Below are 13,041 nucleotides of genomic sequence, written 5' to 3'. Positions count from 1 at the left end.
ATAAAAAAGTTGAAACAATTTTTTTCAGATTTTTCTAAGCTCATTAAATTCAGACTGTCCTTTACGGTAGTGTTCTCTGCGTCGATTTCGTTTTTAATTGGCCAGAAAATGCAGATAGGCCGAGGACATATTCCATCAATTGATTGGAGTAACTGGCTTATTTTGATAGCGGGAGGATTTTTAGTTACTGCTGCAGCGAATTGTTTTAATGAAATTATAGAAGTCGATTTGGATAAATTGATGAGTCGAACCAAAGATCGTCCAATGCCTGCTGGTAGAATGACTACAGGTCAGGGGTTGGTATTAGGTGTTTTTATGGCATTTTTAGGTACATGGCTTTTAGGGCAATTGAATCTTGAAACCGGATTATTATCTGTGTTTTCTATTTTGCTTTATGCTTTTGTTTATACACCATTAAAGAGAAAATCACCGATAGCCGTTTTTGTTGGTGCAATACCAGGCGCATTGCCACCACTAATTGGTTATTTGGCTGCCTTTGGTAGCTTAAAAGCAGATTTATTTTTAGATATTGATTATAAGATAGCCGTAATTTTATTTCTTATTCAGTTTGTATGGCAATTTCCTCATTTTTGGGCTATTGCATGGGTTTTGGATGATGATTATAAGAAAGCAGGATTTAGATTGTTACCCACAAAAAAAAGAGATAAAACATCTGCAATATTTACGTTTGTAAGTACATTGATTTTAATTCCGGTTAGTTTGCTGCCAACTTTTTATGGCTTTGGAGGTTATTATATAACAGGTTTATCAATAATTGCGGGTGCTGTATTTAGCTGGTTGGCATTTAAACTTCTTATGAACAGAGAACTGATAGATGCCAAGAAAGTTATGTTCTGTTCGTTTTTTTACATACCTGCTGTACAGTTGGTATTAATGTTTGATTTTATAGCAAAATAATTATTTATGGTTTTATCAATGGAAAATACACAAGATATATTCGACCCAAAGCCTAAGAAGTTTATTGTATGGCTTTTCGTAGTATCATCTACCATCATGTTTGGAGGATTTACTAGCTACTATCTGGTTTTTGCAGCTTCGAAAGGAAAGGGGCATGGCTTAGTTTTACCTGATGCTTTTATTTACAGTACGTTATTAATCATTGCAAGTAGTGTAACACTAACGCTTGCATCGAGAGCATTAAAAAAGTTAAACTTTGGTTTACAGCGAAAAATGCTATGGTTAACGGTTATCTTAGCCTTCGCTTTTGGCTTTATGCAATTTGTAGCTTGGGGCAGTATGGTTAAAACTGGTGCAACAATGGTTGGAAACAATGCGGCAATATCCTTTATCTACGTTGTACCTTTAATGCACTTATTTCACATTATTGCAGGTTTAGGCTTTATAACCAGTAGCTTATCAGGTAGCTACAAAAATATTCCTTTGGCAAAAAATAAGTTTCGTATGGAAATTACTTCTATTTTTTGGCATTTTATAGATATATTATGGATATATCTGTATGTTTTTTTACTTTTGAACCGTTAAATTTGTTAACAAACTATTATACTATTTGCAATGAATTCAGTATCACAATTAGATCAAGTTAAAACCGGGCCATGGAATGGTGGTCGTTCGCCCTGGTCGGTAGAATATGGTAAAATCATGATGTGGTTTTTCCTTTTATCAGATGCTTTTACATTTTCATCTTTGTTGATCTATTATGGCGCTCAGCGCTTCTCTAAGTCAGCATGGCCAGATCCGGATTTGGTTTTCCAATCTATTCCTGGTTTAAAAGAAAGTGGTGCTCCATTAGTTTTTGTGGGTATTATGACTTTTATTCTGATTTTAAGTTCAGTAACTATGGTAATGGCTGTAGAAGCTGGTCACCGTAGAGCTAAAAATGAAGTTATTGGTTGGATGATTGCAACCATTATTGGTGGTTTTATGTTTTTGGGCTGTCAGGCTTTAGAATGGACTCACCTTTTTCATGAAGGATTTGGTTGGGGTAAAATCCCACCTATAGAAACATTGCATCATTTATTTACAGGCAAGGTTTCTTTGGTATCTGCTCAACAGTTTTCTAACTTGTTTTTTACCATTACAGGATTCCACGGTTTTCACGTTTTTACCGGAGTTTTGATTAATATAATCATTTTAGTAATGACTATTAATGGTACCTTCGAAAGAAGAGGTCATTACTTAATGGTTGAAAAAGTTGGTTTATATTGGCACTTTGTAGATTTAGTTTGGGTGTTTGTATTTACATTCTTCTATTTGGTTTAATTTTAATTTATAAAAATATTTAACATGTCAGAACATTCTAATACAGCCGAAGGTCACCAACACGATGATCATTCAGGAATGACTAAATCAAAAATCTGGAAAGTAGCTGGTATTTTGTCACTAATTACAGCTATAGAATTTATTATTGCACTTTGGGCAATTCCAGGAGGCCATATACCTCAACATGTGGGTAACTACATATACATAGCTTTAACTTTAGTAAAAGCATTTTACATTGTTGCTTACTTTATGCACTTAAAGTTTGAGAAATTAGGCTTACAATTAGCGCTAACTGTGTCGTTCATTTTTATCGTGTACTTTATCGTATTAATGCTTATTGAAGGTGGGTTTTTAAACATACACATGGCAACTCATTCATGAGATCATTCTCTATAAAAAAATCATTAATCCTGGTAAGCATATTGGCTATACCGGGATTTTTGTTTTTTTACTTGTTGCCACATTTTGCAAAAAACCGCTATAAGAGCCTTCCAATATTCGGAGAGAAGATTGTAGCAAAGACTTTTCATTCTGTAAAGGGTAAAAAAATTCCTGATACTATCTACCACATAGTTAATGATTTTAGCTTGGTAAACCAGGAAAACGAAACCATAAACTGGGTAGCTTTAAAAAATAAAATTGTTATTCTAAATCTATTTTATCTGGAAAGCCCATTAAAAGATGTTAATTTGAATGTTAAGAAGATTGCAGATGGATACGAAAGAAATCCATTGATTCGTTTCTTAAGCATTTCAGTTGATCCTAAAGATAATCCAACTTCTTTAAAATTGCTGGCCAACACGCTAAATGCAAAGTCTGGTAAGTGGGATATTTTAAGTGGTGATAGTATGAATATTTATCCTTTCGTTAGGCAAGGCTTACTGCTTGATATGATTTATTACAAGGAAGCCGGGAAACCTAAGTTTCTTTATGGCAATCAAATTGTTTTGCTTGATAATCAACATAGAATAAGAGGCTATTACGAAGCAACTAATGCAGATGCTTTAGCAAAGCTTGATGATGAAATAAAAGTGCTGGTTGCTGAAGATCTAAGAAATCTTAAAGATGGTAGATAATTTAATTTGCTCCAAACAATAAATCCCTGGTAAATTGGTATCTCATGGAAAATAACTCAATAGAAAAAAAATATAATATCTGGATAATTGTATTATCTATTTTTATACCTGTGGCTGTAGCCGTGCTATTTATGGTGAAATTAAAGGATTTAGGTGTAGATGTAAGTCCGTTACCCTTTTTGCCTCCAATTTATGCAACAATTAATGGGATAACTGCTGTTTTACTTATTGTAGCTGTTAGGGCAATTAAAAATGGTAAAGTTCAACTTCATCAAAATTTAATGAAAATGGCTATTGGCTGTTCTTTATTATTTTTAGTTATGTACATCGCATATCACATGACAACTCCATCAACAAAATTTGGGGGTGATGGTTTTGTTAAATACTTATACTTTTTTATACTACTTACACATATTCTTCTATCAATTGCAATTATTCCACTTGTTTTAGTAACCTATGTTAGGGCACTGGCAGAAAAGTTTGACAAACATAAAAAAATAGCAAGAATTACATTTCCGTTGTGGTTATATGTAGCAATTACAGGAGTAGTTGTTTATTTAATGATATCGCCTTATTATCAATATTAAAATAATTTAGTGGATAAATATTATTTGGTGTTTTTATGACACAATTTTTAAATCCTTAACTTGGTTTATCATTATATTTGTTCTGATGAAGAAAAAAGCATTTTTTATCTTAGTTGTATTTGCCTTAATTTTTACAATTTCTCCGAAAGTTAATGCACAATGTGCAATGTGTACCATCAATGCCGAGCAAGGTGTAAAGAATGGTAATACTCAGGCTGCAGGCTTAAACACCGGCGTGTTGTATCTTTTAGCAATTCCATATCTTCTGTTTACTGCAGTAGGTATACTTTGGTATAAAAAATATCGTAAAAGGAATGTTCACCTCAATATGAAATCAGATAGAATTAATCTGAATTAAATATGGCTGAAAAAACTTCTAAGCTGTATGCAATTGTTCATGCAAAATGTCCGCATTGCCGCAGGGGAGATGTTTTTACAGGTAGCATGTATGGTTTTAACATTCAGCACACCAAAGAAGTTTGTTCTCGTTGTGGACAAAGAATAGAAATAGAACCAGGCTATTTTTACGCAGCCATGTATGTTAGCTATGCAATGAATGTGGTAGAAATGCTGATTGTTAGCTTCATTATCTATTTGTTAGTAGGGCCATTAGAAGACAACACATTTTGGACTTATTTGATTGTGATTTTTGCTGGATGCTTTATATTATCTCCCTTCAATTATAGGTACTCCAGGATTATATTACTTCATATCCTGTCGCCTAATATAAAATATAAGCCTTATTATGATAATCCTTAACGGATAAATTTATTAATACTTTGTATTAAAATTACCAATGAGCACATGTTAAAAAAAGATACACTCGTTTTTATTAGGAATATTGCAGAAAATAATAACAGAGAATGGTTTGCTGAGCATAAGCCAAAATACGAGGAAGCCAGGGCAGATGTTCTTGAACTGGTAAGTGCAATTATTCCAGAACTTTCCAAAATTGATCCGCTAATTTCTTCCGAACTTGATCCTAAAAAATGCATAATGCGAATTTATCGCGATGTACGTTTTAGTAAAAATAAGGATCCTTATAAGAATAACTTTGGTATGTGGTTTTCTTCAAAAAGTAAAGGTGGAAATGAGCCAGGTTATTATTTACATATCCAGCCTGGCAAAAGTTTTATAGCAGGCGGCTACTGGATGCCCGAAGGACCTCATGTTAAATTAATCCGCCAGGAAATCGATTATAATATTGACGACTTCAAAGTTATAATTAACAATAGCGAATTTAAAAAGAATTTTATTTTCGGTGCTGGTGATGCCTTAAAAAATGCTCCAAAGGGATATGATCCTGCTGATCCAAATATTGAGTATTTAAAACTAAAAAGTTTCGAAGCATCTATGAAACTGGATGATGAAGAATTTTTTAAACCTACACTCATTAATAAGTTGATAACTTCTTTCAATACAGTACAACCATTAGTTGTATTTTTACGAAATGCAATAAATGTTTAGTCGTAAAATTATTAACTGTATAAATGAACTGTAGCTAAGTACACAATTAACCATATCTCAATACTAAAATCTTGATACCTGATACTAAAATCTCGATACTTGATACTAAAATCTTGACACTAAAAAAAATGAAGAATATCTTTCTAGCTTTTGCAATTTTTCTTTTCGCTTCAACACTTACATCCTGCGTTATTCTATCTCCAAAAAAGTATAAAGCTTTATTGGGAACTAAAGATTCTTTGTATACAGCTTTCAATGAGGGTCAAATAAAAATTGAAAACCTTGAAGATGAAGCCAAAAAGTTAAAGAAAGATACTTCTTTGATGGCAGAAGATCTGCGTGATTTGCAAACCAGGTTTAATGATGTAAATGCAAATTACAGTAAACTTAAAAATAACAGTTCTACAGAAATAACTAAACTATCTGGCGATTTAGCTGCCAGAGAAAAACGTTTGAAAGAAGTAGAAGAGGTTTTGCGTAAACGTGATGAAGCTACAAATCAATTAAAAGAGAAGTTGCAACAAGCCTTATTGGGTTTTACCAAAAGTGGCTTAACAGTAGATATTAAAAACGGTAAGGTATATGTTTCGTTAATGGATAAATTGTTATTTCCATCAGGAAGCATAGTTATTGATGAAAACGGGAAGAAAGCACTTGCGCAATTGGCAAAAGTTTTAAAAGAACAACCTGAAATTAACATTGCTGTAGAAGGGCATACTGATAATCAGAAAGTAAATAATCTTGGTCAAATTAAAGATAACTGGGACTTAAGTGTACTGCGCTCTACATCAGTTGTTCGTTATTTAACGGAAACCGAAAAAGTAGAAAGTGTGCGTATGACGGCCACTGGTAAAGGAGAATTCCAGCCTCTCGGGCCAAATACTGGTAATGATGGCAGAAGTAAAAACAGAAGAATTGAAATTGTACTTTCTCCAAAGTTGGATGAATTGTATAATTTGATTAAGTAATTTAACGATAATATATGTTGAGCCTTGTAATGAAAATTTGCAAGGCTTTTTAGTTTTTGTAAATTTTTAAAAATTAACAATTCAATTTTAAGATGTTAAATTCTGTGTATTAAATTAATCTTTGTAATTTTCGATTATCAATTCCTTTCATGAAAGTAAAAATATATCCGGATGTCGTTTTCAGAACCCCTAAGTTTTCTTACAAATCTTCGCTATTTGAGTGTTGGGAAGAATTGAAAGTTGCTATTTCGATTTCTTCAGATGCCTTTTATGAAACAATTAGGGATGTAAAAGCAGAAGAATTGAATTCACTTCCTCCAAAGGTACTTTTTACAATATGGAAATATTTTAACAGGGCGAAATTTCGGTCAACACCATACGGAACTTTTGCAGGCTTTAGCATATTAAATAAGGCTTTTAATAATACAGAGTTACAAGTGGTTGTTAAAGAGCAACAAATTGTTCATGAATTTATTGATTGGCCTTATAAAAATACCTTAACATTTTCTTTAAAAGACTTGTTGAAAAATAATTGTTTGCTTTTTACCAACAGCAGCTATTACTTTACTACAACAAGTATTCGATATATAGCCTGTACTGATGGTTTATTTGAATTGGCAGAAATTGATAAAGACGATTTTGTTATCGAAATTTTAGAAAAATGTTTAAAGCCAATAAATGTTAATGAGTTAATTGAAAGGTTAAATATCTCTGCTGAAAGAATAGATGAAGTATTTTCTCTATTAGAAGATATGCTCTCTTTACAACTGCTATTAAGTAACTCTGACCCGAATATTATTGGAGATGATTATTTTCAAAGAATTGGTCTGGTTTCGCATGTAGATTTTCCAAAGTATTTGATAGCCGAGCGTGAGGTAATTTCTGGTGGAATTGATGAAAAATTACTTCATGGCATACCAGGCTTAATAAATTTAATGCAGCACATTTTACCAATTGATGGTCGCGATGCACTGAAGCAGTTTATAAATAAATTCATGAAAAAATTTGAACAGAAGGAAGTTCCCTTATCATTGGCTTTAGATCCTGAAATGGGAATAGGTTATGATGAATTAGAGCAAGCTGGTGGCGAAGATGATTTTATTGCTCAATTTTATGGAAAACAAAACAAAAAGAAGGAGGATTTAACAGATAAGGTGAAAGATAATTTTAAAAAATTATTCAAACCAGCTGGTTTTAGTTCAAAAGAGGTTATTCGTTTAGAGAAATTGGGTATCCATTTATCAGATAAACCAGCTACTATCCCAAATTCCTTTAGTATGCTTATGTCTGTTGCAGATGATTTAATTTGTGTAGACCAAACTGGTGGAAGTACAGCCAATGCCCTCAGCGGGCGTTTTACGATGGCTAACCATAAAGTTTATCAGCATTGCAATAATATTTCCAATTTAGAACAATCTGCAAACCCTGATATATTATTTTTTGATGTTGCATACATGGTCGAAACCAATGTAGATAATATCAATCGGCGTAAATTGGTTTATAGTAAACAATTATCGATTCTAAATTTTGATACATCTGCTGATCCACTCACACTCGATGATATAATGCTTTCAGTCCAAGGTGATGAAGTAATTCTGAGGTCAAAAAGGCTAAATAAACGGATTGTTCCACGTATGGCATCTGCCTATAATTATTCACGCTCCGATTTATCTGTTTTTCGGCTCCTTTGCGATTTGCAGCATCAAAATATACAAACAAATCTTTCCCTTTTTATCGAGAATCTATTTCCCGAATTGGAGTATTATCCCAAAGTTCAATATCAAAATATTGTTTTATCTCAACAGAAATGGCAAGTTAAAAAGGCAAGTCTTATCGGATTATCCGCTGCTGAATGCAGTGCGTATTTAAGTAAAATCGGTGTAAGTAAACATTTTAAAGCTGGCCTGTCAGATCAGACCTTGTGTTTCGAACGAGATAATAGCATGGATATTGAGGCATTTATTCAATACATGCAAAAGCAATCTACAGTGTATCTGGAAGAAGTTATACTTCCGGAGAGTAGTATTGTTATTGATGAAAAAGGAAAGCCATATTTAGCTCAATTTATTCTTAATATCTATCATCAGGAAAAAATTTATGATGGATTTGAACAAAGCGATCAGAGTAAAACAAATGTTAAGCAGGTCTTTCCTCCCGGAAAGGAGTGGTTATATTTTGAGATTTATTGCCATCAACAGCGTTCCGATGCATTACTTGGCGGACCAATTGCTTATTTTTTGGATGCGCATAAACTTCAAATCAAATCCTGGTTTTTTATTCGTTACAATGAAAATGGCTATCACTTGCGCCTAAGATTTTTACTGAATGATGAAAAAGACGGGCAGGAGTTAACAACTGCATTGGCTAATTATTTGGAACAAGATTTATCGACAGGATTAGTTTCTGATTTACAATTAAGAACATATAAAAGGGAAACGCATCGATACGGAAATGATTTGATTGAAGATGTAGAAAAGCATTTTGCTACAGATAGTGAATTTGTTTTGTCGCTTCTAGAAACACAACCAGAGGCAAATAATAAATATAAAATGTGTGCTGATTTAGTTGAAAAGGTGCAAAATTCAGCTTTATTCGAAAATAATGTTTTTGCTAATGTAATCAGAATAATGTCTGATTCATTTAATGATGAACATAATTTAGAACCGGCAGATTTCAAGAAAATAAACGCTCAATATCAAATTTATCGGAAAGCTGACGCAGTTGACTTTAATGAAAATCAGGAAAATGCTTTTGAACAATTTGGTTTATCTTTTATAAATGTTTTAAAAGCTTGTAATGATACCAGGAGAATACAACTTTTTAGTGATTTATTGCACATGCACGTTAATCGTCTTTTTAATAAAGATCAACGTACTCATGAAATGATTATCTATTATTTCTTATTAAAAGATGTTCAGCGCAGAAATGCCTTAAGCAGTAATTAATTCAGCCCTGCTAAAGGATTATGAATATCTACTTTTATTTCTGTGAAATAACGATTAATATCATCTTTGTAGAATTTGAACGAATATTTGTCTTTAAAAAAGTTATTTAAGCGCTTATCTATATTTTCTAACCCTACGTGGTGGCTTTCTAGCTCTTTCTTTTTAACATCATTAATCATATTAATGGTTGTAATTTTTAAGCTGGCTTTGTCGTAATTTATCTGTACAATTGATGGTTGTGCAGAATGCGCTATATTTCCATGTTTAAACATGTTTTCTACCAATGTTAACAATATGAGCGGAGGAAAACGAATGCCAAATAAATCTCCCTCTATTTCTAAATTGAAGTTGATGGTATTAGCTGTACGTAATTTGTGTAGGTTGATTAGGTGTTCAATTTGCTCTACTTCTTCGCTTAAAGGCACTAATTCAGATGCTTCTGGTCTTTTCAAAGCATAGCGCATCATTTCAGAAAGGTTCATAATTGCATCGGCAGCTAGCGGCGCTTTCTTTCTTGCATCATTATATATAAAGTTTAATGTATTAAATAAAAAGTGCGGATTGATTTGGCTCCGCAGGAAGTTATTTTGAGATTGAACCAAATCATTTTCTAAAGCTTGTTTCTCTATGGTATTAACGAGGCTTTGTTTCTCTAGTTTTTGAACTCTTTTTCTCTCTTTCAAGGAGTTTAATAGAAACACATAACCCGTACTAAAACCGATAAAGTATAAGGCTCTCCATACTGATCTAAGCACATATACTTCTGTAATTTTCATAGGATCTTTAAAACCTGTACTAATTGTGATAGAGATTAAGTACTCACCGGGGAATGCTATTGCTATATAGGCTATTAATTCAAATATTACAAAAGGAATAAATAGCCAGTTTTTATATCTAAAACTTCTTGAAAGAATTTTTCTTGTGCCGTAAGCATGAAAGTAAAATAAAGATATGTTAAGTAAATAATGAAAAATATAATTGCCAGGTGTACCCCACCATCTCGTTGCAATACCTGTGATAAATACCTCATAGATTATGAAAAGCAACCAAGCTTTAACATGAATGTCATTTCGGTTATACCAGTTTTTTATTTTAAGAATGTTCATTTAAGTGGTTTTTGTCTACTAAAACAGGGGGTTTATCTGTAAAAATAGCGGTTTTGTGTAAAAATTTCGGACTGCCTTCTTTTTCGCCGCACCTTTACATCAGTTAATCAAAACAACAATATCTAATAAGAAAAATATAATTATGAAAGCTCAAATCAATACAAAATTAAAAAAGAACACTGCATTTGTTTATAAAAATATAAAAGGTCAAAACAACTTCAGTACAGATCCTACAGCAAATACAATTTTAATGACCAACTCTTCAATGTCTCAAATTTTCAATAAATAATCACATGAAAACTCAAAATATCAGTAAATTAAAAAAGAACACTGCATTTGTTTACAAAAATGTAAAAGGTCAAAACAACTTTAGTACAGATCCTACAGCAAATACAATTTTAATGACCAACTCTTCAATGTCTCAAATTTTCAATAAATAATCAAATGAAAACTCAAAATATCAGTAAATTAAAAAAGAACACTGCATTTGTTTACAAAAATGTAAAAGGTCAAAACAACTTTAGTACAGATCCTACAGCAAATACAATTTTAATGACCAACTCTTCAATGTCTCAAATTTTCAATAAATAATCAAATGAAAACTCAAAATATCAGTAAATTAAAAAAGAACACTGCATTTGTTTATAAAAATATAAAAGGTCAAAACAACTTCAGTACAGATCCTACAGCAAATACAATTTTAATGACCAACTCTTCAATGTCTCAAATCTTCAATAAATAATAATACACCTATTTGGAATGCCAAATATTTTTAATAACTAGCAATATGAAAACTCAAATCACTGTTAAATTGAAAAAGAATACTGCATTTGTTTTTAAAAATGTTAAGTCTCAAAATAGTTTTAGCACTGATCCAACAGCAAATACAATTTTGATGACTAATTCATCAATGTCACAAATCTTTAACAAGTAGTTAACTTCTTCCAGATTTTAATAAACTACTTTGTATATAAGCGAAAAAAGCTTCTTTATAGCCTTCCCCAATCTGAATCATTTCGTTATTTACCAATCTGATAATGTTGCCATCTACTTTTTTAATGGCCGCCTTAGCAACGATGTTTGATTTGTTTACACGAATAAATGCGTGATTCTCTAAAGCCTTTTCAATTTCTTTTAAAGTAAGGTAAGTTGTGTTTGTTTCGGTTTTAGTAATTATCTGAATGTAATTCTGCAAAGCCCTGATATATAAAATATCATCAATTAAAATATTCGAGAAAGCATATTTATGGTCGCCTTTAATGTATAAAGCTGCAACCTGATCAGCTTCTTTCATTGCATTTTTAGCGTTGTTCGCCTCTTTCTTCAAAATTCTATCTATTCCAAGAGCAAATTTTGCAAATGAAATGGGTTTAAGTAAATACTGATCAGACTGTACATCAAATGCTTGTAATGCATAATCTGGGTGGGCTGTGGTAAAAATAAGGTATTTGGCTTTTTCCCTAATGTTTTTTGCTAATTCCAATCCATTTATTCCGGGCATATCAATGTCCATGAACAATAAATCAATCTCATCTCCAACACTAATTTCGGTAAGGGCTTGCACAGGACTTGTGAAGGTTTTAAAGACAGTCAAACCGGGCATTTCAGCTATGTGGTCAGTTAATACCTCAATAGCATGTTGTTCATCGTCAATAACAACGCATTTTAAATTCATGATGGTGTACTAAAGTGTGTTTGGAATGATTTCAACGCAAGTTAGCTAAAAAAAGAATTTCTTTATATATCATTGAAAAAAATCTTTTCCAGCTTTAGCAAGGCCTTGTTACGAGTTGATGTAATATTCTGGTAGGTTGATGTAAAAAAAGCAACAACTTCAAGCTATTTATTAATCTTTATTACTGTTTGCCAAAAACAGATAATTGGAAAGCTTTTTAAATTAAATTTTTCAATTATAAAATCATCTGCCTGCCCATCGTTTGTGTAGCCTGTGAAAGAACTCAACAGGCCATACAACCTGGGTTAGGTAATGATAGTGGTAAACAAAATATAAATTGAAATACTATTTCTAGCAGCTAAGCGAAAGAATTTTAATTAAGATTAATACACAAATACCTAAAAATATATTAACATGGAACTTAAAGACGAAATCGGGCAATTTGCCGTAAGAATTAAGAAAATGCTTCCTCAAGTTCAATCTGAAGATTTAACAAGAAATGCATTGGTCATGCCTTTTATTCAAATATTAGGTTTCGACGTTTTTAATCCTTCTGAAGTTCAATCGGAAGCTGTTTTGGATTTTGGTGTTAAAAAAAGTAAAAAAGTTGATTACACAATTATGAAAGATGGTGAACCAGCTATTTTGGTTGAATGTAAACATCATGAAGATAGTTTAGATATTAACGATTCTCGTTTATCTAAGTACTTTCGCAAAACTAAAGCTAAATATGGTTTATTAACAAACGGATTAGAATATCGTTTCTACACAGAAAAAATGGTTAGAAGCAAAAAGAAGCAAGAACCATTATTTGTTTTCAATATAAAAGATACTAAGGCTGCAACAATTGCTAAAATGTTGGAGGAACACAAAGATTACTTTAATGTTAAGCAAAATATTGCAAGTTAAGGTGAGCTTAAGCTGATATTTAAAAAAGTCCTGATGCAAATTAGGACTTTTTTTTGCTCTTGATTTT

General features: G+C 32.0%; 18 protein-coding genes. 16 read left to right on the top strand and 2 right to left on the bottom strand.

All coding sequences use genetic code 11. The features are described from left to right. Positions 1–9: 9 nt before the first annotated feature. The 11 genes from cyoE to IEV50_RS01380 all read left to right on the top strand — a co-directional run bounded on the left by cyoE (position 10) and on the right by IEV50_RS01380 (position 9,284). Complete coding sequence (gene cyoE, locus IEV50_RS01430; RefSeq protein ID WP_188411471.1) at positions 10–918, top strand: heme o synthase; 909 nt, start codon at positions 10–12, stop codon at positions 916–918. 18 nt (positions 919–936) lie between these two features. Next, positions 937–1,503 carry a cytochrome c oxidase subunit 3 gene (locus IEV50_RS01425; protein WP_188411470.1) on the top strand — a complete coding sequence of 189 codons (567 nt, stop codon included), beginning with the start codon at positions 937–939 and terminating at the stop codon, positions 1,501–1,503. Between the two features lie 30 nt (positions 1,504–1,533). Then, on the top strand, positions 1,534–2,241 hold the full coding sequence (locus tag IEV50_RS01420) for a cytochrome c oxidase subunit 3 (protein ID WP_188411469.1): 708 nt from the start codon (positions 1,534–1,536) through the stop codon (positions 2,239–2,241). A gap of 24 nt (positions 2,242–2,265) precedes the next feature. Beyond that, the gene (locus tag IEV50_RS01415; RefSeq protein ID WP_188411468.1) at positions 2,266–2,622 is read left to right on the top strand and encodes a cytochrome C oxidase subunit IV family protein; all 357 of its coding nucleotides are present in this window, start codon (positions 2,266–2,268) and stop codon (positions 2,620–2,622) included. Beyond that, positions 2,619–3,317, top strand: a complete 699-nt coding sequence (locus IEV50_RS01410; RefSeq protein ID WP_188411467.1) for an SCO family protein — start codon at positions 2,619–2,621, stop codon at positions 3,315–3,317. Before IEV50_RS01415 ends, IEV50_RS01410 begins: the two co-directional genes overlap by 4 nt. Positions 3,318–3,361: 44 nt before the next feature. Further along, positions 3,362–3,904 carry a DUF420 domain-containing protein gene (locus IEV50_RS01405; protein WP_188411466.1) on the top strand — a complete coding sequence of 181 codons (543 nt, stop codon included), beginning with the start codon at positions 3,362–3,364 and terminating at the stop codon, positions 3,902–3,904. Positions 3,905–3,989: 85 nt separating this feature from the next. After that, a complete protein-coding gene (locus IEV50_RS01400) occupies positions 3,990–4,262 on the top strand; it encodes a CAMCR motif-containing small membrane protein (RefSeq protein WP_188411465.1) in 273 nt (90 codons plus the stop codon). Positions 4,263–4,264: 2 nt separating this feature from the next. After that, positions 4,265–4,663 (top strand): DUF983 domain-containing protein, encoded by a 399-nt coding sequence (locus tag IEV50_RS01395; RefSeq protein WP_188411464.1) that lies wholly within the window; start codon positions 4,265–4,267, stop codon positions 4,661–4,663. A gap of 45 nt (positions 4,664–4,708) precedes the next feature. Further along, a complete protein-coding gene (locus tag IEV50_RS01390) occupies positions 4,709–5,371 on the top strand; it encodes a DUF2461 domain-containing protein (RefSeq protein WP_188411463.1) in 663 nt (220 codons plus the stop codon). Positions 5,372–5,499: 128 nt separating this feature from the next. After that, positions 5,500–6,339, top strand: coding sequence for an OmpA/MotB family protein (locus tag IEV50_RS01385; RefSeq protein WP_188411462.1), 840 nt, complete (start codon positions 5,500–5,502; stop codon positions 6,337–6,339). A gap of 149 nt (positions 6,340–6,488) precedes the next feature. Beyond that, positions 6,489–9,284 carry a lantibiotic dehydratase gene (locus tag IEV50_RS01380; protein WP_188411461.1) on the top strand — a complete coding sequence of 932 codons (2,796 nt, stop codon included), beginning with the start codon at positions 6,489–6,491 and terminating at the stop codon, positions 9,282–9,284. Here the strand turns inward: IEV50_RS01380 and IEV50_RS01375 are convergent. Next, positions 9,281–10,390 carry a sensor histidine kinase gene (locus tag IEV50_RS01375; protein ID WP_188411460.1) on the bottom strand — a complete coding sequence of 370 codons (1,110 nt, stop codon included), beginning with the start codon at positions 10,388–10,390 and terminating at the stop codon, positions 9,281–9,283. The genes IEV50_RS01380 and IEV50_RS01375 overlap by 4 nt on opposite strands. Positions 10,391–10,532: 142 nt before the next feature. Here IEV50_RS01375 and IEV50_RS01370 point away from each other — a divergent pair, with 142 nt between their 5' ends. From IEV50_RS01370 to IEV50_RS01355, 4 genes are read left to right on the top strand one after another with little or no spacing between them, the layout of a single operon-like run. Continuing rightward, entirely contained in the window at positions 10,533–10,679 is a 147-nt protein-coding gene (locus IEV50_RS01370; RefSeq protein ID WP_188411459.1) for a hypothetical protein, read from the top strand. Between the two features lie 4 nt (positions 10,680–10,683). Beyond that, positions 10,684–10,830 carry a hypothetical protein gene (locus IEV50_RS01365; RefSeq protein ID WP_188411458.1) on the top strand — a complete coding sequence of 49 codons (147 nt, stop codon included), beginning with the start codon at positions 10,684–10,686 and terminating at the stop codon, positions 10,828–10,830. Positions 10,831–10,834: 4 nt separating this feature from the next. Then, positions 10,835–10,981, top strand: a complete 147-nt coding sequence (locus IEV50_RS01360) for a hypothetical protein (RefSeq protein ID WP_188411458.1) — start codon at positions 10,835–10,837, stop codon at positions 10,979–10,981. A 4-nt stretch (positions 10,982–10,985) separates the two neighbouring features. Further along, positions 10,986–11,132 (top strand): hypothetical protein, encoded by a 147-nt coding sequence (locus IEV50_RS01355; protein ID WP_188411457.1) that lies wholly within the window; start codon positions 10,986–10,988, stop codon positions 11,130–11,132. A gap of 192 nt (positions 11,133–11,324) precedes the next feature. Here IEV50_RS01355 and IEV50_RS01350 read toward each other — a convergent pair whose 3' ends face one another. Next, entirely contained in the window at positions 11,325–12,065 is a 741-nt protein-coding gene (locus tag IEV50_RS01350; protein ID WP_188411456.1) for a LytR/AlgR family response regulator transcription factor, read from the bottom strand. Between the two features lie 414 nt (positions 12,066–12,479). Here IEV50_RS01350 and IEV50_RS01345 point away from each other — a divergent pair, with 414 nt between their 5' ends. After that, entirely contained in the window at positions 12,480–12,974 is a 495-nt protein-coding gene (locus tag IEV50_RS01345) for a type I restriction endonuclease (protein WP_188411455.1), read from the top strand. Positions 12,975–13,041: the final 67 nt, after the last annotated feature.

It is taken from the genome of Pedobacter mendelii (assembly GCF_014635725.1).
Taxonomy (GTDB): domain Bacteria; phylum Bacteroidota; class Bacteroidia; order Sphingobacteriales; family Sphingobacteriaceae; genus Pedobacter; species Pedobacter mendelii.
This window is presented reverse-complemented; position numbering and strand designations above follow the sequence as displayed.

Excerpts from the sequence above, each read along its gene's own strand:
- IEV50_RS01425 (WP_188411470.1), top strand. The coding sequence starts at position 937 with ATGGAAAATACACAAGATATATTCGACCCAAAGCCTAAGAAGTTTATT.
- IEV50_RS01420 (WP_188411469.1), top strand. The coding sequence starts at position 1,534 with ATGAATTCAGTATCACAATTAGATCAAGTTAAAACCGGGCCATGGAAT.
- IEV50_RS01415 (WP_188411468.1), top strand. The coding sequence starts at position 2,266 with ATGTCAGAACATTCTAATACAGCCGAAGGTCACCAACACGATGATCAT.
- IEV50_RS01410 (WP_188411467.1), top strand. The coding sequence starts at position 2,619 with ATGAGATCATTCTCTATAAAAAAATCATTAATCCTGGTAAGCATATTG.
- IEV50_RS01405 (WP_188411466.1), top strand. The coding sequence starts at position 3,362 with ATGGAAAATAACTCAATAGAAAAAAAATATAATATCTGGATAATTGTA.
- IEV50_RS01400 (WP_188411465.1), top strand. The coding sequence starts at position 3,990 with ATGAAGAAAAAAGCATTTTTTATCTTAGTTGTATTTGCCTTAATTTTT.
- IEV50_RS01395 (WP_188411464.1), top strand. The coding sequence starts at position 4,265 with ATGGCTGAAAAAACTTCTAAGCTGTATGCAATTGTTCATGCAAAATGT.
- IEV50_RS01390 (WP_188411463.1), top strand. The coding sequence starts at position 4,709 with ATGTTAAAAAAAGATACACTCGTTTTTATTAGGAATATTGCAGAAAAT.
- IEV50_RS01385 (WP_188411462.1), top strand. The coding sequence starts at position 5,500 with ATGAAGAATATCTTTCTAGCTTTTGCAATTTTTCTTTTCGCTTCAACA.
- IEV50_RS01380 (WP_188411461.1), top strand. The coding sequence starts at position 6,489 with ATGAAAGTAAAAATATATCCGGATGTCGTTTTCAGAACCCCTAAGTTT.
- IEV50_RS01375 (WP_188411460.1), bottom strand. The coding sequence starts at position 10,390 with ATGAACATTCTTAAAATAAAAAACTGGTATAACCGAAATGACATTCAT.
- IEV50_RS01370 (WP_188411459.1), top strand. The coding sequence starts at position 10,533 with ATGAAAGCTCAAATCAATACAAAATTAAAAAAGAACACTGCATTTGTT.
- IEV50_RS01365 (WP_188411458.1), top strand. The coding sequence starts at position 10,684 with ATGAAAACTCAAAATATCAGTAAATTAAAAAAGAACACTGCATTTGTT.
- IEV50_RS01360 (WP_188411458.1), top strand. The coding sequence starts at position 10,835 with ATGAAAACTCAAAATATCAGTAAATTAAAAAAGAACACTGCATTTGTT.
- IEV50_RS01355 (WP_188411457.1), top strand. The coding sequence starts at position 10,986 with ATGAAAACTCAAAATATCAGTAAATTAAAAAAGAACACTGCATTTGTT.
- IEV50_RS01350 (WP_188411456.1), bottom strand. The coding sequence starts at position 12,065 with ATGAATTTAAAATGCGTTGTTATTGACGATGAACAACATGCTATTGAG.
- IEV50_RS01345 (WP_188411455.1), top strand. The coding sequence starts at position 12,480 with ATGGAACTTAAAGACGAAATCGGGCAATTTGCCGTAAGAATTAAGAAA.